This is a genomic window from Bifidobacterium sp. LH_558 (genome assembly GCF_056356295.1).
Genome location: NZ_JBKETZ010000002.1, coordinates 364,954 through 385,271 on the forward strand (window position 1 = coordinate 364,954; position 20,318 = coordinate 385,271).

Sequence of the window (20,318 nt, forward strand, 5' to 3'; positions counted from 1 at the left end):
CTCATCACTGAACACCACAACTACCCAGAAAAGGAACATCAATGAGCAATGCAGCCGTTTCCGCTGAATCCGGCGCCGTCAAGCTGCCGCTGAAGGAGAAGATCAGCTACTCCTTCACCGACATGGCCGGCAACCTGCTGTACGTCACCATCTCGTCGTACATCATGTACTTCTACACCGATGTGTTCGGCATCCCCGCCTCCGGCGCTCTGGGCGCGGCCACCATCCTGCTGGTCGCCCGCTTCGCCGACGCCATCTCCGCCGTGATATGGGGCTCCATCGTGGACCACACCAACACCAAGTGGGGCCAGAGCCGCCCGTGGTTCCTGTGGCTGTGCGTGCCGTTCGCGATCACCGTGTTCATCGCGTTCACCGCTCCGAACATCGCCGATCCGACCATGAAGTTCTGGTACGCGCTGATCACCTACGTGCTGGCCGCCGGCGCCGTGTACACCGGTATCCAGACCCCGATCACCGCCATCCTGCCGAACCTGACCTCCGACCCGGTGGAACGCAACAACGCCAACTCCTTCCGTATGCTCGGCGGCAACATCGGCTCCTTCATCACCTCCTCCTTCACCATCCCGCTGGTCGGCTTCTTCGGCACCATGCTCGGCGGCGGCGATAAGACCGGCTTCATGGCCGTCACCGCGCTGTACGGCGTGATCGCCATCGTGCTGCTCGTGCTGGCCTTCAAGAACCTGCGCGAACGCAACTACAACCCCGAACTGAACAAGCCGATCCCGTTCAAGGACTCCCTCAAGGCCGCCAAGGGCAACTGGCCGTGGATCATTCTGGTCGTCGCCTTCGTGATCTACTGGATCGCCCAGTCCACCCGTAACGGCGTGGCCGTCTACTACGCCAAGTACAACCTCGGCAACGAAAACCTCACCTCGCTGTTCAACGGCGTGCAGGTGATCGGCATCATCGGCACCCTCGCCATGCCGATCCTGGCCAACAAGCTCAAGAACAAGACCCTGACCATGATCATCGGCCTTGCCATCGGCGCGATCGGCCAGATCCTCATGCCGCTGGCCGGCTCCAATGTGGCCCTTGCCGTAATCTTCTGGACCATCGGCGTGATCGGCGCGGCCATCGCCTGCGGTATGCCGTTCGGCATGCTCGCCGACACCGTCGACTACGGCGAGTGGAAGACCGGCATCCACGCGGCCGGCTTCCTCACCGCCGTCGGCTCCGCGTTCTGCATCCAGGTCGGCTCCGGCTTCGGCGCATTCCTGCCGCTGGAGATCATGAACGCCAACGGCTACGTGGCCAACGCCGAGCAGACCCCGCAGGCTCTGAGCGCCATCAGCTTCTGCTTCATCTGGCTGCCGGTGATCGTGTACGCCGTCGTCGCCGCGATCATGTGCTTCTACCGCAAGTTCGAGAAGATGGAGCCTCAGATCAAGGCCGAACTGGCCCAGCGCCACGCCGAAGTGCTGAACAACGCCTGAGCGCGATCTCTGACCGCTTCTCCTTCCGCACGCTGGACCATCGGTTTTCAGTAAATCGGCAGCGGAAGCGATCACACCGTCGACATGGGGGCTGGAACCGCATATGGTTCCAGCCCCCATTCGCATACCCGCTGCATACCCGACTCACCCCTTTGCGAACATATGCGGCCAGGGCGGCACCCGCGACGAGTCGTCTTCTCGAGTCCCCACGCGTCGTCAGCGCACGAGGAACACCATGGCGATGATCATGGCGAAACCGAGCAAATCGGTGGGCGTGAACACGGCGGCGGTGAGCAGCACGGCGGAAACCGTCGCGGTCACCGGCTCGATGGTGCCGAGCATGGTGGCGCGCATCGAACCAATGCGCATCACACCGGTCAGAAACAGCCAGTACGCGCCGAAGGTGCCGCCCACCACGGTGAACACCATCAGCCCCACGCCCATCGCGTCCATTCCGGCGGGGGCGGTGGCCCACGGGCGCACGATCGGGCACAGCAGGATACCCGAAATCAGAAACATCATGCCGCTGACCGTGAAATTCCCCCATCGGGAGATCAGCGGGGCGGGCAGAATCGACAGCGATGCCGTGGCGAGCGCGTTCAGCAGTCCCCATACCAGGCCGATCAGCGGCAGACTCAGCGTGGTCAGGTCGCCGCCGGTGGCGATAAGCACCGTGCCGACGAAGGCGAGCGCGACGCCCACGGTTTCGCGGCGACCCGGCAGACGGCGGCCGCGCAGGCACACCCAGGCCAGCACGAACAGCAGGTTCAGCGTCTGCAGCACGGTGGCGGTGCCGGCGTTGGTCCAGTCGATCGCGTTGAGGTAGGCAACTTGGGAGAGCAGCACGCAAATGATGGCCGTGCCCACGAATCTCGGATACGACTTGTAGTCACGCAGGGCGCCGGAGAGCAGCCGCGGGGTCGAGAAGCCCGCGCAGGCGAGGAACAGCGCGCCCGCGAACAGTTCGCGCATGCACGCGATCCACAGCGGGTCGGCCTGATAATGGTCCATGAGGATTTTGGAGACGGTGGCGTTGACGCCCCACAATGTGCCGCCGGCCAACGTCAGCACCGCCCCGATTACCAGGTCTCGCGGCGCATGCTCGAAAGTCACGCGCCTGCCCACACCACTTTTCTCGCTCACGCGATTCTTCTCACTCACGTGCCCCAGTATGGCACCGGGGCACGTCACCGGGCGGGGCGGGCGCGCGGGCAGGTGCGAGGCATGGCGTGCGACGGCGGCGCATGGCGCACGGCGGCCGAATCGCACCGAACAAAAAACGGGAGCGGCTCCACCAAACAGCATGGAGTCGCTCCCGCGTAAGCCGAAGCAGCAGATAGGAATGTCGAGGTTAGAGAAAGGTTCCTACGATGATGCTCCGACGTCTGTGGCCAAGCGGCCGGCCTTGGCGACGGCGTCACTTATTTGTTCATTCAGCTGCCGCCGCCCGATGGCCGTCGCTTGGAGTCCGTCACTCGGCGGCCGCGTATTCGGTCGCCCAGCCGTCCACGAACGCGGCTTCCACCGCATCCCAGGTGCCGTGCCCTGCGCGTACTCGAGCAGCGCGGAGCCGAGGTCGTTCTTCCACTGCTCGGACGGGATCATCGTGTAGGTCCACGACATGGATTCCTTACCGGCCTCGAGTCCGGCCTTGTATTCGTCGATGAGCGGGTTTTCGGTGGTCACGTCGGAGAAGGTCTTGAACGGGGTGGAGAAGCCCATCTGGACCGCGAGCGCGTCCTTGCCTTCGTCCGAGGTGATCATCCACTCGAGGAAGTCCTCGGTGGCCTGCTTGTCGAGGTCGGAGGCCTGGGAGTTGATGCACCAGTAGTTCTCGGAGCCGGTGGTCAGACCGGCGTTCTCCTCGCCGTCCGCGCCGATGTAGATCGGCAGCATGCCCACGCTGTCGGCTTCGACACCGGCGTTGCTCAGGTCGGTCCACGCCCAGGTGCCGTTCTGGTAGAACACCGCGTCGCCGAGCGCGAATTCGGAGTTCGCGTCATCGCCGGTCTTGGAGCTCAGCTGGGTGGGCTCAGTGGTGGAGTCGGTGATGTACAGGTCGAAGATGTCCTTGAAGTTCTCAAGGTAGGTGCCCTTGATGGTGGCCGGCTGCTCGGTCACGCCGTCATCCTTGAACTCCCAGTACAGCGGCACGCCGGCGAGCTGGCTCTTGAAGCGCCAGTCGGAGGACGAATCGAAGCCGGAGGATGCGAACGCGCCCTGCACGCCCAGCTCGTCCTTGTGCTCCTGGATGCCGTCGGCGACGGTTTTCAGCGCGTCGAAGGAGTCAATCTCATCGACCGAGGTGATGGAGGAGACGCCCAGGTCGAAGTACTGCTGCAGCAGATCCTTGTTGTAGATGATGCCGTAGGATTCCAGCACGTAGGGCACGCCGACCACCTTGTCGCCGTCCATCAGCGCGGAGTTCTGGTCCTCCATCTGCTCGTAGACGGCGGTGCCGGACATATCCTCCGTGTAGTCCTTCCAGCGGGCGTATCCGACCGGGCCGTTGACCTGGAACAGGGTCGGCGCCTCGTCCTTGGCCATCTCCGACTTGAGCGTCTGCTCATATGTGCCGGAGGCGGCGGTTTCGACGGTGACCTGCACGCCGGTCTGCTCGGTGTAGGTTTCGGCGATGGCCGTCCACTGGTCGGCGGCTTCCGGCTTGAAGTTCAGGTAGTAGACCTTGCCCTTCGACTCGTCGACGGCGGTGTTTGATCCGCAGGCGGCGAGCGTGGGCACGCCCATCGCCAACACAGCTGCGACGGCGATGGCGCGCTTCATTGACTTCTTCATGGTGTTTCCTTTCTTTGCGCCTCCGCCGGGGTGGCGGAGACTGGTGTGTTGCACACGTTGGATTGGATTGGTTGGTTGATGGATTGTTGGATGGATTGATGGTTGGGTTTGGCTGAGTTGGCCGGACAGGTCGGGCGGATGCTCGGTCGTCTGAAGGACCGCCGCGCCTCGCGCCTAGCCCTTGACGGCACCGGCGGTGACGCCGGCGATGATGTGCTTCTGGCAGAACAGGTAGAAGACGACGATGGGGATGATGGCCAGCACCAGGCAGCCCATCATGGCGCCCATATCCACCGAGCCGTAGCCGCCCTTCAAGTACTGGATGGCGATGCTCATGGTCTTGTACTTGCGCAGGTCCAGCGTGAGGTAGGGCAGGAGGAAGTCGTTCCAGATCCACATGGTCTGCAGAATCGCCACCGACACGACGCTCGGCTTCATCATGGGAAGCACGATGGTGAAGAAGGTGCGCGGCACGCTCGCGCCGTCGATCATGGCGGCCTCCTCGATTTCGGCCGGAATGCCCTTGATCACGCCGGTGAACATGAACACGGCCAGACCCGCGCCGAAGCCCAGGTACAGCACCCACATGCCCCACGGGGTGTTCAGGCTCATCATGTCGGCGATTTTGCTCAGCGGGAACATGATCATCTGGAACGGGATGATCATGTTGAGCAGGAACAGGGTGTAGAGCAGTTTGGCCGTACGGTTGTTCACGCGCACGATCCACCACGCGCACATCGAGGTGCACACGAGGATGAGCAGCACCGCACCGACCGTGATCACCACGGTCCAGCCAAAGCTTTCGATGAGGTTGGTGCGTTCGATGCCGCGCGTGTAGTTCTCCAGTCCGACGAAGGCCTTGCCGGTCGGAATCGAGAACGCGTCGCGTGAGATGTACGCCTTCTGCTTGAAGGAGTTGATCACCACCAGCACGATGGGGAACACCCATGCGAGCGAGACGATGGTGAAGAACACCGTCCAGAAGGGCCCGTGCTTGATCTTGCCGCCGCTCATGCGGTCACCTCCTTGCTTGTGGTGAGCTTGTTCTGGATCAGCGCGACCACGGCCACGATGATGAAGAAGATCACGGCCTTGGCCTGGCCCACGCCTTCGTAGCCCACGCGGCCGTAGAAGGTGGTGTAGATGTTCATGGCAAGCATCTCGGACATGCGCGAGGGCGCGCCGTTGGTCAGGGCGAGGTTCTGGTCGAAGAGCTTGAAGCCGTTGGTCACGGTCAGGAAGGAGCACACGGTGATGCTGGGCATCATCAGCGGGATGGTCACCTTGAACAGCGTCTGCCTGGGCGATGCGCCGTCCACGGCGGCCGCCTCCATCACGTCGGTGGGCAGGGACTGCAGGCCGGCGATGTAGATGATCATCATGTAGCCGATCTGCTGCCAGCACAGCAGGATGACCAGACCCCAGAAGCCGTACATGCCCGAGTAGGTGATCGAGCGCGACCAGTGGGCGAGCACGCTGTTGAGCAGCAGCTGCCAGATGTAGCCCAGGATGATGCCGCCGATGAGGTTGGGCATGAAGAACACCGAACGGAAGATGTTCGCGCCCTTCATCGCCTTGGTGAGCATGTAGGCCACGGCGAAGGCGGCCACGTTGATCACGATGGTGGTCACGATGGTGAACGCCACCGTGAACCACAAGGAGTGCAGGAACGTGCCGTCCGTGAACACCTTGGTGTAGTTCTCCAGCCCGACGAAGTGGGCGTCGGTCACGGTGGTGAACTCGCAGAAGCTCAGGTAGACGCCGATGAAGAACGGGGCGAGGAACCCGATGATGAAGGCCGCCAGCGTGGGCAGCGCGAATAGCGCCCACCATTTGCGAATGGTTTTGCCGACCATGGAAACCATAAGGATGCTCCTTTCCGAGAAGCAGGGATATTGCTGCGGTGAACCGCTTCACCAGCGAAACGGACACCGATATCGGTCAGGCGAGACGGCCGCGGCCCACGAGGACACCCGCGTGAGCCGCGGACACTCGCCATGGAGGAGGAAGAGAAAGGGAACGTTTAGATTCGGGAGAGCAGGCCGTGGTCGTTGCCGTTGCGCGCGAACACGGGGATCACATCCAATGGGCAGTCGACGTCGACCCGTTCGCCGCCGCCGAACTCGCGTCCGGAGTGCAGCTCGGTCCAACGCACGGAAGCATCGCCCGGCAGGTATACCGACCGTCCGCGGGCACCCATCTCGACGACCGGCGCCACCAGCAGATCCGGGCCGAACATGTACTCGTCGGACACATCCGCCGCCAGCTCGTCGTCGGGGAACTCGTAGAACAGGCCGCGGATCAGCGGCTGGCCGTCGCTGCTGGCCTCGGCGAACAGCTCGCGCACGTACGGACGCAGCATCTCACGCAGGTTGATGTATTTCACGAACACGCGCTCGACGTCCTCGCCGAAGGTCCACGGCTCATTGTTCACGCCGGAGGGGTCGCGCTGGCTGCCGTCGGCCGCGACGATCGCCTCGTCCATCCGGCCGTCGGGCTGGGCGCCCAAACGGTAGCCATGGTTGCGCATCACCGGCGAGAAGCAGGAGAACTGGCACCAGCGAGCCAGCAGCTCACGGAAGGTCGGGTCGTTGACGTCGCCCAGCGCAAATCCGCCCATATCGGTGGTGAACCAGGGGATGCCGGCCATGCCCATGTGGATGGCGCAGGTGATCTGCGACTTGAAATCGTCGAAGGTGGAATGCACGTCGCCGCTCCACACCAGCGCGCCGTACCGCTGGGCGCCGACCCACGCGCAGCGCGTGAGGTTGACGATATCGCCCTCGCGGCCCTCGGCCAGCTGCCCCTCGTAGAAGGCGCGGTTGTACTCGCGCGGGTAGATGTTGCCGGTGGAGACGTTCGGGCCGGAATAGTAGCGGTAGTTGGCGAAGTCGTAGGTGCCGTATTCGGGTTCGGCCTCGTCGAGCCAGAAGGCGTCCGCGCCGAGGTCCACATAGTTGGCCTTGCACTTGCTCCACACGAATTCTCGCGCCTCGGGGTTGGTGGCGTCGAAGAACTGGTTGGGCTCCTGATACATATTCGCCACGTCGATGCCGCGCTCGGCGCTGACCAGCAGGCCATTCTCGAGCATGTACTCGTAGTTCTCGGACTTGAGCGAGATCTGCGGCCACACGGAGATCATCACCTTGATGCCCATCTCGTGCAGTTCGTCGAACATCGCCTTGGGGTCGGGCCAGAACTCCTCCTCGAAGCGGAAGTCGCCCATATGCGGCCAGTGGAAGAAGTCGATGATGAGCACGTCGATCGGAATCTCGCGGCGCTTGAACTCGCGCGCCACCTCAAGCACCTGGTTCTGGTTCCAGTAGCGCAGCTTGCACTGCCAGAAGCCCAGGCCCCATTCGGGCATGGCGGGCGCGTGGCCGGTCGCGTCGGCGTAGTGGCGTTCGATGTCGGCGGGGGTGTCGCCGGCGGTGACCCAATAGTCAAGCTGACGGGTGGACTGCGCCACCCAGCGGGTGCGGTTCTTGGCGAATTCCGCCGAACCGATGGCGGGATTGTTCCACAGGAAGCCATAGCCCGCGGAGGAGACCACGAAGGGGATGGACGCCTGGGAGTTGCGGTGGGCCAACTCGAACGAGCAGCCCTTGAGATCCATGTAGTTCTGCTGGTATTCGCCCATGCCGTAGAGGCGTTCGCACTCGGGGGCCACGAAGGTGGCTTCGATCATCTGGCTGCCGCCGTCCGCCGGGCAGTAGTGGCGGGCGTGGAGCTTGAGCGCACCGCTTTGCGGCATCTCCGAGAACAGCGCGGTGCCGTCGGCCTTGGCGAAGCTCAGCTCGCACAGGCTTTCGGTGTGTCCCGCGCCGGGATTGCCCTCCCTGAAGGCCTTGGCGGTGACGACGATATTGCCGTTGGATACGGTGGCGACGCCGCACTCGTCGTCGATTTCGACGGCGACGGCGCCTTCCGGCTCGTGGTGCTCGTCAAGCAGACCCCAGTTGATTTCGGCGATCGGCATCTTCTTCGAAGCTCGCACGCGCACGCTGTCCGCGCCCCACGGCTCCACACGCAGCGTCTCGCTCTCGCCTCGCCATTCGAGGGATCGCCCATCGGTTCTGAATGCCATCGCGACTCCTTCTTGTCTCGACTTCTCCGCTTCGGTTTCTCTATATTGACTTCTTCGTCGTTGCGTTGTTCACCGGCGACACCTTCGGCCGCGGCGGTGCCTTCTGCGTCGACCGTCATCGGTCCGACGCTTCCGGCCGCCTCGCCATCGGCCTTCGGCCATGGCGTTTCCGGTTGCTGTTCCGTTCACCTTGATGGTGAACCGGTTCCACTAAGGAATATACGCCACATCATGCCATTCGTCAAATCATGCGACACACCAAATATATAACCGGTTCACCACACCTTCGCACCATGCCTCCATACGAAGCGACAAAGAAAAGAGAACGCCGAATCGCTTAGAACGACGACAACGAAATAGGCGCCGGAGGAGAGATCAGAGCGCGCGCACCGACCCTTGATCGGTCAGCGGTTGGCTGACTAGTCTGGTCACCGACGGACTATTCGGTTTGGCGATGCGCCGGCACAGGGTTTCGATGGTCTCCTCCGCCACCGCAGGCAGATTGATGTCGATCGCGGTGTAGGGAATGCACATGCCGGCGCGCAGCACTTCGGGCACCACCACCGCAACCGAAAGATCACGCGGCACATCGATGCCCAGCTCCATCAGCACCTGCGGGGTGGAGATCACCGTATTGTCATCGTCGATGATCACGCCGCTCACCTGCGGGAAGCGCGCGAGTACCGCCCGTAGTTTTTTCGTGGGGTCCAGATCCCAGTCCTCAACCGGCGGCACATGCAGCGTAATCCCCCTCGAGGCGGCCTCGGCCTCCACCGACGTGCGGAATCGCACCGCATAATTCGATCCCGCATCAAGGGGACGCTCGGGCGTATGCACCAGCGCCACCTCGCGATGCCCCTGCCGGGCGAACAGGTCGACCACCTCGCGCGCGGCACGCTCGAAATCGGTGTCCACCTGATCGAGTCCCATCGAATCGGACGGTATGCCCAGCAACACGGTCGGGACCTTCGATTCGACGGCCGCCTTCACGCGCGGGTCCTCGCGGTCGATGTCCATAATGATCAGACCGTCGATTTTGCGGGCGCTTGCCAGCTCGCGAATCGCCTGCACGCCGTTGGGGTTGCTCATCAGCAGCAGGTCGTACCCCTGTTGGCGGGCGAAATTCGACAGCTCGCACAGATACGCGCCGCGGGTCAGCGACAGCGACATGTTCTCGTCCGCGTTCACCAGCAGACCGAACGTCATCGTTTTAGCCGTGGACAACGCACGGGCCGTGTGATTCACCGTATACCCCAGCTTGCGCATCGCCTTATGCACCCGCTCGGCCGTATCCGCGGGGATGCGCGGATTGCGCGAAATCACATAGGAAACGGTTGTTTTGGATACCCCCGCCTCACGCGCCACATCATTGATTGTTGCCACGGCATTCACTATAGCGCCACCATCCGCCGCCGCGACGCGACCCGAGCCAGACCTGCGGTTCCGCCTAGGCCGACTCGGCAATCGGTTCCGCGAAAAAGTCCAGTATCTGGTCGAGATACGGGCCGACCACGGCGTTGGGCATCGCGAAGATCTCATGCTCGGATTCGTTGAGGCGCACCAGCCGTGCCGATCCACCACCGGCGAGCACCCGTTCGATGAAGCGGTCCTGTGGCTTGTTGAGCACCCACACGTCTTGCCCAGCCTGGAACAGCATCAGCGGCGTTTCGATGGCGGCGCAGGACTCGCGGTCCAACACCGCCCGACTCAGCCGCAGCGACTGGCGCACCCACTCGAACGCGGCGCTGAAGGTCTGATATTCCGCGTTATCGCAACGCATCTGGTGATACCAGCGTTCGCGGGCGTGGCTGGAATACGGGTGCTGTTCCAAATCGAGCGTTCCATCGAAATCCGTCTGGCCGAACACGCGCGTGCGGCCCATGCCGAGCCCGCACATCACCTCGGACAGCGCGCGGGCCAGCCAGTTCGGCATGCCGGTGGCGGGCGCGATCATCGGGCACGACAGCACCGCCTTGTCGAACAGGTCGGGATATCGTTCCAACACGGCCGCGCCGATGCCGCCGCCCATCGAATGGCAGTACAGATTCAGCGGTCGCCCATCGGCGTACGAGCGGCCGATGGTTTGGGCGAAACCGGCCAGATCGGCGACGTAGCGACGCCAGTCGTCGATCCACACCAGACACGGGTTATCCATGTCGCGCGCCGACTTGCCGTGGCCGCGATGGTCCAGGGCGCACACCGAATATCCGGACATCAGGAAGTACCAGATCATCTCGCTGTATTTTTCCGCGAATTCGGTGAATCCGTGGCTGATCACGACGGCGCCGCGGAAGGCCGCGGTGGCGCCGGATTCGCGCAGACTCGCGAATTTCGCCACGTCGTAACACAGATAATGCAGCTTGCCTCCATCGGTTGACGAGGCGTCGGCGGCGTCCGGGCCCGCGAACGGATCCGCGCCTGCGGGCAGCGGCGTCAAGCCGGCTTCGCGTTCGGCCTGCGCGGGGTCGAACCATCCTTCGTCGCAACAGGCGGCGAGCGCCGGCAGCACCGTCTGGCGCATCTCGTCCGAGTAACGGCTTTCATCAATCAGAGCGAATTGCATGGCCCCATTCTAGGCCGCCCGCACCCCAAAATTGACACCGTGACAACTTTCGCGCGGCGCATGTCCCGCGCCTCTCCTTTCACGCAGCACAGGCATCAACCGACCCGGCTCGCAATGGAGCTTTTGCAATTATCCGGACGGTTTTTGCGCTCTGTTCCACACGCCGCGTAGGATATGCAGAGAATAGAAAGGGATGACTATGAGCGTTCTCGACCGTTTTGAGAAAAGCGTGGAAGGTGCGGTCAACGGAGTATTCGCGAAATTTGGCTCCAAAGACCTGCAGCCCGTCGACCTCTCCAGCGCGCTGGAGCGCGAGATCGACGCCGAAGCCATGCCGGTGGGCCGCGACCGCACGGTGGCCCCGAACGAATACCGTTTCAAGCTGAGCACCCCGGATTTCGACCGCATCGAATCGTGGGGCAGCGAGACCCTCGCCAACGAGCTGGCGGACAACCTCACCGAATACGCCAAAAGCCAGCACTACGCCTTCGTGGGCCCGGTGGTGGTGATCTTCGAAGAGGACCTCGACCTGGCCAAAGGCAATTTCAATCTTTCCTCCGAGTCCGTGCAGGGCAACGCCGTGCCGGTGACCACCGAAAGCCAGAACGAGGACAACCCCGTGCTCGAGGTGAACGGCAACCAGTACCTCATCACCAAGGAGCAGACCGTGATCGGCCGCGGCTCCGGCTGCGACATCGTGATCGACGACCCGGGCATCTCCCGCAAGCATCTCGAAATCGACGTGACCGAGAACGGCGTGATCGCCCGCGACCTGGGCTCCACCAACGGCACGTATGTGGAAGGCCATCAGGTGCCCGCCGCCACGCTGCTCGACGGCAACACCATCACGATTGGCCGCACCCGCATCCTGTACTGGGCTTCCGCACAGGAGCAGGCATAGTCAGCCAGCCGTTATGACCGAACTGACTTTCGCCTTACTGAAATACGGGTTTTTGATCCTGCTGTGGATCTTCCTGTGGCTGGCGGTGCGCTCGTTGCACAAGGATATCGAGTCCTTCAGCCCACGCCCGTCGCGCGCCCGCCGTCGCCGCGAACGCCGCGCACGCAAGGCCGCCGTGGAGGTGCCGACCGCGCAACCGGTTGTGCCGCAGCCCGCGCCTCGCGTAAGCACGCCGCCCACGCACGACATGCCCGCATCCAACGCCGAACCGACCCTGCTTGTGGTGATCGACGGCCCGCTGGCCGGCACGTCCGTGCCGCTGACCGGCGAAGTGATCACGTTGGGCCGTTCCGCCACCAACACCGTGGTGCTGGACGATGAGTTCGTCTCCTCGCATCACGCCCGCGTGTACGCGGATCCCGCCTCCGGCCAGTGGGCCATCGAGGATCTGCAGTCCACCAATGGCACGGTCGTCAACCATCAGCGTCTGACCACGCCGACGATCCTGCCTGCGCGCGTGGCGGTGCGCATCGGCGCCACGACCTTTGAACTGAGGTAGCCGCATGCCCACTTCCGCAGCCTCCCAACCCTTGTTCCTGTATTCCACCACGGTGTCCGATGTGGGCACGGTGCGTTCGAATAATCAGGATTCGTCGTTCGCGGGCGAGCATCTTATCGCCGTATGCGACGGCATGGGCGGCCACGCGGGCGGCGACACCGCTTCGACGATCGCGATCCGTTCACTTGCCCATATCGAGCAGGACGACACCGGCGGCGACGTCGAAACCGTCGCCCGCATGATGGAGGCCTCCGTGCTGGCCGCGCATGACGCCATCGTCGGCAAGGCGAAGCGCGAACGCAAGCTCGCCGGCATGGGCACCACGGTCACGGCCGTGGCGCTGGTCGCCGGCTATTGGGTGGTGGCCCATATCGGCGATTCGCGCGCCTATCTGCTGCGCGATGGCAAGCTGCAGCGCCTGACCTGCGACCACAGCTACGTGCAGCATCTCATCGACACGGGCCGCATCACGCCCGGCGAGGCGAAGAACCATCCTCAGCGCAATGTGGTGATGCGTGTGCTGGGCGATTTCGACATCGACCCACGCCCCGACATCGCCATCCGCAAGGCCCACCCGGCCGACCGTTGGCTGCTGTGCTCCGATGGCCTGTGCGGCGTGCTGGAGGATTCCACCATCGAAGAGACGATGGCGACGACCTCCGACCAGGGCGAGTGCGCGCAACAGCTGGTATCCATGTCGCTGAAGGCCGGCAGCACCGACAATGTGACCGCGGTGATCGCGGACGCGACGCTGGCTCTGGACGCCGACGCCTTCGATCTGCCGCATCAGACGCCGCTGGTCGGCGGCGCCGCCAGCCGCAGTCTGGAACCCATCGCCGACATCGTCAACGAACCGGTCGCCTCGGCGCCCGCCCTGCGCGATGACAATTCCCCCGCCCAACGCGCCGCCGCGCTGGCGCAGACCCGCTCCGGAGAGGACGAGGCCGCCGCCGTGGCGACGACCCGCGTGGTCCAGCCCTCCACCGTGCGCGAGGAGACCGGCGAACGCGACAATCCCGACACGGGCGAGATTCCCGTGGTGCAGACGCCCGACGGGCGCATCACGGCCGACCCCAACGATCCGGAGGTGGCCAAGGCCATCCGCCGCGAGCAGGATCTGCAGGAGCGGGCCTCGCACGCGAAGAAGATCCGCAAGCGTCTGATCGCGGTGGGGGTCGCCCTGCTTGCGGTAATCGCCCTGGCCGCGGCCGGCGCGGGCGCCTACTGGTGGAGCCAGACGCGCTATTACGTGGGCAATGCGAGCGGCAAGGTCGCGATCTATCAGGGCGTGCCCACGAATGTGTTCGGTTTTGAGCTTTCGCATGAGGTGGAGCGCACCTCCATCGATACGGAGGATCTGCCGCAGACGTGGATCAGCCAGCTTGAGCAGGGCATTGTGGTGGGAAGCCTGACCGAGGCTCAGAACCATGTGGAGATCATCCGCGACGAGATGACCAAGCTGCAACAGCAGCAGGATGGAGACGCGGGCTCGACCGGAGAGATGGGTGCCGCGCCCGACGCCACCTCCCGACAGGATGGCGACGCGGACGCTGCCACTGACGACGATGCCGACTCGTCCGACGGGTCCAGCTCGTCCGACTCATCCAACTCCAGCCGTTCCAGCTCGAACTCCAGCTCATCCAGCCGGTCAAACTCGACCAACAGCTCGTCCAGTTCGCCCAACGGCTCGAACTCCGGCAGCTCCGCCTCCTCTAAGGGGGACGATGCCTGATGATCGCCCTACGCCTACGTCAGTTCTCCCTGCTGCTGTTCGCCATGCTGATCAGCGCCCTCGCCTTCTTCCAGATGTTCCAGCGCACCACCGGCGGATTCCCCACGCGCTTCGTTGCCATGCTCTCGTTGGCCGCGCTGCTCTTCCTGCTGGTGTGGGGTCTGTGCATCCGCTTCCAGCCGTACGCCAGCCAGTCGATTCTGCCGTGCGTGCTGGTGCTCACATCCATCGGCACGGTGATGATCGCGCGCATCGACCAGCAGAATGAGACCGACGTGGCCTTCCGCCAGCTGATGTGGCTGTGCCTGGCGCTGGTGATGGTCGCGCTGATCGTCGTGTTCCTTCAGGATTACCGCGTACTGCGCCGCTTCTCCTACGTAAGTATGGTGGTGGGTCTGGCGCTGCTGCTGTCGCCGATGCTGCCGGTGCTCGGCGTGGAGACGAACGGCGCGCGCATCTGGCTCAACGTGTTCGGCTTGGGCACGGTGCAGCCGGGCGAATTCGCCAAATTGTTCCTCGCGTTCTTCTTCGCCGCGTACCTGTTCGACCACCGCGACCAGCTGGCCGTCGGCGGCAAAAAGGTGCTGGGTCTGCAGCTGCCGCGCATCAAGGACATGGGCCCGATCATCGTGGTGTGGGTCGCCTCGATGGGCGTGCTGGTGCTGCAGCATGATCTCGGCACCTCGCTGATGTTCTTCGCCATGTTCGTTTCGATGCTGTATGTGGCCACCGGCCGCAAAAGCTGGATTGTGATCGGCTTCATCGCCTTCGCCGCGGGCGCGGTGCTCGCCGCGAGCATCTTCAGCCATGTGGGTTCGCGCGTCGACGCCTGGCTGCATCCGTTCAGCAACGAGCAGTACACCAAGGCGTACGGCGGCTCCTACCAGATCGTCACCGGCATTTTCGGCCTGGCGTCCGGCGGTATGCTCGGCACGGGCTTGGGCGAGGGGCATCCCGCGCTCACTCCCTTCGCCAATTCCGACTACATCTACGCCTCCGTGGGTGAGGAGCTGGGGCTGGCCGGCCTGATGGTCGTGCTCATGCTGTATCTGATCATCATCTCATCGGGACTGATCACCGCCATGAAGATCAAGGACGGATTCGGCAAGCTGCTCGCCTCCGGACTGGTGTTCACCATGGCGTTCCAAGTGTTCACCGTGGTCGGCGGCATCACGCTGGTCATTCCGCTCACCGGTCTGACCCTGCCGTATATGGCGGCCGGCGGCTCCAGTCTGGTGGCGAACTCCATTCTCGCCGCCCTGCTGTTGGTGATTTCGAATCAGGCCAATAAGCCCGAACCTGAGCTGAGCAGCGACACCTTCCAATACGAGGCCCTGGCCGCTCTGCGCGAACGCGAGCTCAAGGAGCGCACGCGCGCCACCGAGGCGATCGCCCGCCCCCGCACGGTGACGGGAGGCACGCAATGAACAAGTATCTGCGTCAACTGTTCACCGCGGTGGTGATCCTCTTCGTCATCCTGGGACTGTCGACTACCGTCATCATGGCGGTCAAAGCCAACGCGCTGAACGCGGATCCGCGCAACAGCCGCAACCTCTACCACGAGTTCGGCGTCTCGCGCGGCGCGATCCTCGCTTCGGACGGCACGGTCATCGCCTCGTCGGAAGCGGTGAACGACGCGTTCAAATACCAGCGCACCTACAGCAACGGCGACGTGTACGCGCCCGTGACCGGCTATTTCTCCATCAGCCAGGGCGCTGACCGCGGCATCGAAGCCTCGCGCGGGCAGCTGCTCAACGGCGAATCCGACAGCCTGTTCTGGCAGCGGCTCAAGGCGGCGCTGACCGGCACCGAAAACCAGGGCGCATCCATCGAAACCTCCATCAACCCAGCCCTGCAGCAGCTCGCCTACGACCAGCTCGGCACCAACGACGGCGCCGTGGTGGCCATCGAGCCGAAAACCGGGCGCATCCTCGCCATGGTGAGCACCCCCAGCTACGATCCGAACACGCTGGCCAGCCACGACACGACGGCCGCCAACAGCGCATACCAGGAGCTGATCGGCGAAGACAGCAACCCCATGCTCAACCGGACCATCTCCGAGCTGTATCCGCCGGGATCCACCTTCAAAACAATCGTGGCGGCGGCCGCGCTGGAGACGGGCGATTATCAGGCGGACACGCAGATTCCCGCGGGCTCGACCTACACGCTGCCCGGCACCTCCACCGAACTGCCGAATTCCAGCGCCGCGGGCGCGGGCTCGAACGGCACGATCTCGCTGGAGGACGCCCTCGCCTATTCGTCGAACACCGCCTTCGCGCAGCTGGGCGTGGCCCTCGGCGCGGATACGGTGAACGAAATGGCCGAAAAACTCGGCTTCAACAGTTCGATTGTGGTGGACGGCACCGAATCGACCGGCACGCCGATGACGGCCACTGCCTCGCAATTCCCGCAAAGCCTGGCCGACGACCGGCTCGCGCTGGCCTCCATCGGGCAGGGAGACACCACCGCCACGCCATTGCAGATGGCGATGGTGGCCTCGGCCATCGCCAACGACGGCACGCTGATGCGCCCCACCCTGGTGGACCGCGTGCGATCCAGCGACCTGACCGTGCTCTCGCAAACCAGCGCGCAGGTGATGAGCGAGGCGTTCAGCGCCAGCACCGCCGACACCCTCACGCAGATGATGGAGTCGGTGGTCACCAAGACGAACCAGAACCTTTCGATCGACGGCGTGGCGGTGGCCGCGAAAACCGGCACCGCGCAGATCGGCACAAGCAACGATTCCATCGACGGTTGGGTGATCGGATTCGCCCCCGCCGACGATCCGCAAATCGCCATCGCCGTGGTTGTGCATAATGTGGATGTGACCGGTTCGCTCGCAGCCGGCCCGATTATGCGCGCACTGATGCAGGAGGCGTTACAGCAATGAAACTCATCGAAGGACAGCTGATCCACCGCCGCTACCGCCTCGACTCGCGTCTCGCGCAGGGCGGCATGGGCGAAGTGTGGAAAGGCTACGACATTCAGCTCGGGCGCGAGGTGGCTATCAAGGCGCTGCGGTCGGACGTGACCAACGCCGAGGCCAAACTGCATCGTCTGCGGGCAGAAGCGCACAATTCCGCCAATCTGGCGCATCCGAACATCGCCGCGCTGTTCGAATACTACGAGCATGACGGCATCGGTTTCCTCATCATGGAATACGTGCCTTCCCGCTCATTGGCGGACCGTTTCCGCGCGTTGGAAGGGCCGATGGAGCCCACCGAACTGCTGCCGATCCTCATCCAGACGGCCCGCGGCCTGTTCATCGCGCACAGCCACGGCGTGATCCACCGCGATATCAAGCCGGCCAACATCATGGTCTCCGACACCGGCGAAGTGAAAATCACCGACTTCGGCGTGAGCTACTCCACCAACCAAGCGCAGATCACGCAGGACGGCATGGTGGTGGGCACCGCGCAATACATCTCTCCCGAACAGGCGCAAGGCTTGCAGGCCTCCCCCCAGTCCGACATCTACTCGCTGGGAGTCGTGGCCTATGAGGGGATCACAGGCCACCGGCCGTTCACCGGGGCCACCCCGGTCGATATCGCCGCGGCGCATGTGAACAACCCCGTGCCGCCGCTGCCTGACTCCACGGATCTGCAGCTGTCGCAATTTGTGATGTCGATGCTGTCCAAGGATCCGCTTGACCGGCCGAAGGACGCGCTTGTCGTCTCGCGCACGCTCGCGCGCATCGAACGTCGCCTGCTCGACCAGCAGACCGAAATGAACGACAACACCACCATGGTCACCACAGGCGCGCGTGTTCCGCGCAGGGTGTCCAGCGCGCCGAAACCGGCGGCGACTCTTCTGAGCACGAACCAGATGATTTGGAGGGAACAGCAATGAGCAGCATGCCGAGCGCACTGGCCAACGGCCGTTACCAGCTGGGACAGCTCATCGGCCGCGGAGGTATGGCGGAGGTTCGCGTCGCCCTTGACACACGCTTGGGACGCACCGTGGCCGTGAAGATCATGCGCGCGGATCTCGCCAACGACGAGATCTTCCTGAGCCGCTTCCGCCGCGAGGCGCACGCGGTGGCGCAGATGAACAACCCGAACATCGTGAACATCTACGACTCCGGCGAGGAGGCGGTGGTCGACGCCAACGGGCACACCGAGCATCTGCCGTACATCGTGATGGAATACGTCAAGGGACAGACCCTGCGCGACGTGATCAAGGTGAACGGGCCGCTGAGCCAGCGCGACGCCGAGCAGGTGATGATGGGCGTGCTCAGCGCGCTCGAATACTCGCACCGCATGGGCATCATCCACCGCGACATCAAGCCGGGCAACATCATGATCTCCGAGCAGGGCATGGTCAAGGTGATGGATTTCGGCATCGCGCGTGCGCTTGACGACTCCGCCGCCACTATGACCCAATCGCAGGGCGTGGTCGGCACCGCGCAGTACCTCTCCCCCGAGCAGGCGCGCGGCGAAACCGTGGACATGCGCTCCGACCTGTATTCCGCCGGCTGCGTGCTCTATGAGATGCTCACCGGGCGCCCGCCCTTCACCGGCGACTCCGCCGTGGCGATCGCCTACCAACACGTCTCCGAAGTGGCCACCCCGCCGAGCGCGGTGGTGCCGGGCCTGCCGAAGATGTGGGATTCGATCTGCGCGAAGGCCATGGCCAAGGACCGCCAGAACCGGTACGCGACGGCCGCCGAATTCAAGAACGACGTGCTCACCTACATGAACGGCGGCGTGCCCGTGGCGGCCGCATTCAATCCGCTGACCGACCTGGCGAATATGAAGGCGCGCAAACAGGCCGAACAGGATGCTGCCACGCAGGCCACGCAAATCGCGGCCACGCAGGCGACCCAGGCTATGGCCGCGATGCACGGGCCGGAAACGGCCGCCACGCAGGCCTTCAACCCGGTCACCGGGCAATTCGAACCCGTGCGCTCCCCGCTCGCGCCGAACGCGGCCGACACCGCGGTCAGGACCCGTGCCGAACAGCGCGCGGCGGCGGCCAAAGCGAAACGCAAGAAGCAGGCCATCATCGGAACGATCGTCGGCGTGCTGGCGCTGCTCGCCATCATCATCGGCGCGGTGCTTTTCATGAACGGCGGCACCGAGGAGCAGGTGGAAACGGTCACCGTGCCCACCTTCAACTCCACCACCACCAAAACCCGCGCGCAATCCGAACTCGAGGCGCTGGGGCTTAAGGCGGACATCAAGGATGTGGAATCCACCGAACCGGAGGGCACATTCGTCGACCAGTCGCCCGCAGGTGGCGAACAGGTGGAGGTGGGCTCGACGGTGACGGTCGAGTTCTCCGCCGGACCGTCGTCGGTCTCCGTGCCCGACGTGACGGATTACAGCCAGGACGACGCGCGCGACGCCTTGGAGGAGGCCGGATTCACCGTGAATTCCTCGGTGCGGCAGGAAGACAGCGACACCATCGAACAGGGCAACGTGACCCGCACCGACCCGGTGGCGGGCACCACGCAGCCGCAGGGCACGTCGATCACGCTGTACGTCTCCACCGGCATGACCACGGTGCCCGACGTGACGGGGCAGACGCAAGAGCAGGCACTGCAGCTGCTGCAGACCGAACGACACTTCAGCGTCGTGGTGCAGAACGAAACCTCCGATACGGTGGCCGCGGGGTCGGTCACGCGCATGGAGCCTGGGGCTGGCAGCGCCATCGAGCAGCGCGGCAACATCACCATTTGGGTCTCCACCGGCAAAGAGCAGGCGACCGTGCCCAGCATCACGCTGAACACCGACACCTACTCGTCGGCCGCGCAGAAGCTGCAAGCCGCGGGATTCACCGTGCAGGTGGCCGAGGGCAGCTCCACCAATCCGCTCGCCGTGGTGACCGCGATGGATCCGGCCTCCGGCAGCCAGGTCGACGCGGGATCGACGATCACGCTCACCACCCGCATGCCCGCCACCACCGACCCGGACGACACCTCTGGCAACAACACCATGAACCAGTAGGTTGAGGTGGGTGAATTCCCACCCACCAACACTGTGGCGGCACCGACCAATACCAAACAAGAGAAGCCCGACGGCAACAGCCGCCGGGCTTCTCTCATTCTCCGTCATCCTGAGCGGAGGCAAATGGCTTTCTGTTTTGCCATTCCGCGGAGATGCTTCGGCTCCATTGCACTCCGCTCAGCATGACAAATAACCGTTATCAACGTCATCCTGAGCGGAGGGCGTAGCCCGCAGTCGAAGGATCCCCAACAACCACGTCCGTCCACCCATTCTGGCGG

General features: G+C 63.9%; 14 protein-coding genes and 1 pseudogene. 8 read left to right on the top strand and 7 right to left on the bottom strand.

Annotation, left to right across the window (positions count from 1 at the left end):
* The first annotated feature begins 41 nt into the window (after window positions 1-41).
* Window positions 42-1,454, top strand: a complete 1,413-nt coding sequence (locus AC1AV0_RS04255) for a glycoside-pentoside-hexuronide (GPH):cation symporter (RefSeq protein WP_476571415.1) — start codon at window positions 42-44, stop codon at window positions 1,452-1,454.
* Window positions 1,455-1,670: 216 nt separating this feature from the next.
* On the opposite strand, the gene AC1AV0_RS04260 is transcribed toward AC1AV0_RS04255, so the two are convergent.
* The 7 genes and pseudogenes from AC1AV0_RS04260 to AC1AV0_RS04290 form a co-directional block, all read right to left on the bottom strand.
* Window positions 1,671-2,579: a DMT family transporter gene (locus tag AC1AV0_RS04260; RefSeq protein WP_476571642.1), complete on the bottom strand. Its 909-nt coding sequence runs from the start codon at window positions 2,577-2,579 to the stop codon at window positions 1,671-1,673.
* A 346-nt stretch (window positions 2,580-2,925) separates the two neighbouring features.
* Window positions 2,926-4,250 (bottom strand): annotated as a pseudogene (locus AC1AV0_RS04265) (ABC transporter substrate-binding protein).
* A 174-nt stretch (window positions 4,251-4,424) separates the two neighbouring features.
* The gene (locus tag AC1AV0_RS04270; RefSeq protein ID WP_476571416.1) at window positions 4,425-5,264 is read right to left on the bottom strand and encodes a carbohydrate ABC transporter permease; all 840 of its coding nucleotides are present in this window, start codon (window positions 5,262-5,264) and stop codon (window positions 4,425-4,427) included.
* A complete protein-coding gene (locus AC1AV0_RS04275; protein WP_476571418.1) occupies window positions 5,261-6,115 on the bottom strand; it encodes a carbohydrate ABC transporter permease in 855 nt (284 codons plus the stop codon). The genes AC1AV0_RS04270 and AC1AV0_RS04275 overlap by 4 nt, the downstream gene beginning before the upstream one ends.
* Window positions 6,116-6,273: 158 nt before the next feature.
* Window positions 6,274-8,337: a glycoside hydrolase family 31 protein gene (locus AC1AV0_RS04280; RefSeq protein WP_476571420.1), complete on the bottom strand. Its 2,064-nt coding sequence runs from the start codon at window positions 8,335-8,337 to the stop codon at window positions 6,274-6,276.
* 375 nt (window positions 8,338-8,712) lie between these two features.
* The gene (locus AC1AV0_RS04285) at window positions 8,713-9,720 is read right to left on the bottom strand and encodes a LacI family DNA-binding transcriptional regulator (protein WP_476571422.1); all 1,008 of its coding nucleotides are present in this window, start codon (window positions 9,718-9,720) and stop codon (window positions 8,713-8,715) included.
* Between the two features lie 64 nt (window positions 9,721-9,784).
* Entirely contained in the window at window positions 9,785-10,900 is a 1,116-nt protein-coding gene (locus AC1AV0_RS04290; RefSeq protein WP_476571424.1) for an alpha/beta fold hydrolase, read from the bottom strand.
* A gap of 199 nt (window positions 10,901-11,099) precedes the next feature.
* Between AC1AV0_RS04290 and AC1AV0_RS04295 the strand changes: the two genes are divergently transcribed.
* The 7 genes from AC1AV0_RS04295 to pknB are packed head-to-tail and all read left to right on the top strand — an operon-like array spanning window position 11,100 to window position 20,040.
* Entirely contained in the window at window positions 11,100-11,801 is a 702-nt protein-coding gene (locus AC1AV0_RS04295) for an FhaA domain-containing protein (RefSeq protein WP_476571425.1), read from the top strand.
* Between the two features lie 13 nt (window positions 11,802-11,814).
* Window positions 11,815-12,360: an FHA domain-containing protein FhaB/FipA gene (locus AC1AV0_RS04300; protein WP_476571426.1), complete on the top strand. Its 546-nt coding sequence runs from the start codon at window positions 11,815-11,817 to the stop codon at window positions 12,358-12,360.
* 4 nt (window positions 12,361-12,364) lie between these two features.
* Window positions 12,365-14,092: a PP2C family protein-serine/threonine phosphatase gene (locus tag AC1AV0_RS04305; protein ID WP_476571427.1), complete on the top strand. Its 1,728-nt coding sequence runs from the start codon at window positions 12,365-12,367 to the stop codon at window positions 14,090-14,092.
* Window positions 14,092-15,519, top strand: coding sequence for an FtsW/RodA/SpoVE family cell cycle protein (locus AC1AV0_RS04310; protein WP_476571428.1), 1,428 nt, complete (start codon window positions 14,092-14,094; stop codon window positions 15,517-15,519). Before AC1AV0_RS04305 ends, AC1AV0_RS04310 begins: the two co-directional genes overlap by 1 nt.
* Window positions 15,516-16,982 (top strand): peptidoglycan D,D-transpeptidase FtsI family protein, encoded by a 1,467-nt coding sequence (locus tag AC1AV0_RS04315; RefSeq protein WP_476571430.1) that lies wholly within the window; start codon window positions 15,516-15,518, stop codon window positions 16,980-16,982. The genes AC1AV0_RS04310 and AC1AV0_RS04315 overlap by 4 nt, the downstream gene beginning before the upstream one ends.
* Complete coding sequence (locus AC1AV0_RS04320) at window positions 16,979-17,941, top strand: serine/threonine-protein kinase (protein ID WP_476571431.1); 963 nt, start codon at window positions 16,979-16,981, stop codon at window positions 17,939-17,941. The genes AC1AV0_RS04315 and AC1AV0_RS04320 overlap by 4 nt, the downstream gene beginning before the upstream one ends.
* Entirely contained in the window at window positions 17,938-20,040 is a 2,103-nt protein-coding gene (gene pknB / locus AC1AV0_RS04325; RefSeq protein ID WP_476571432.1) for a Stk1 family PASTA domain-containing Ser/Thr kinase, read from the top strand. Before AC1AV0_RS04320 ends, pknB begins: the two co-directional genes overlap by 4 nt.
* The last annotated feature ends 278 nt before the right edge of the window (window positions 20,041-20,318 follow it).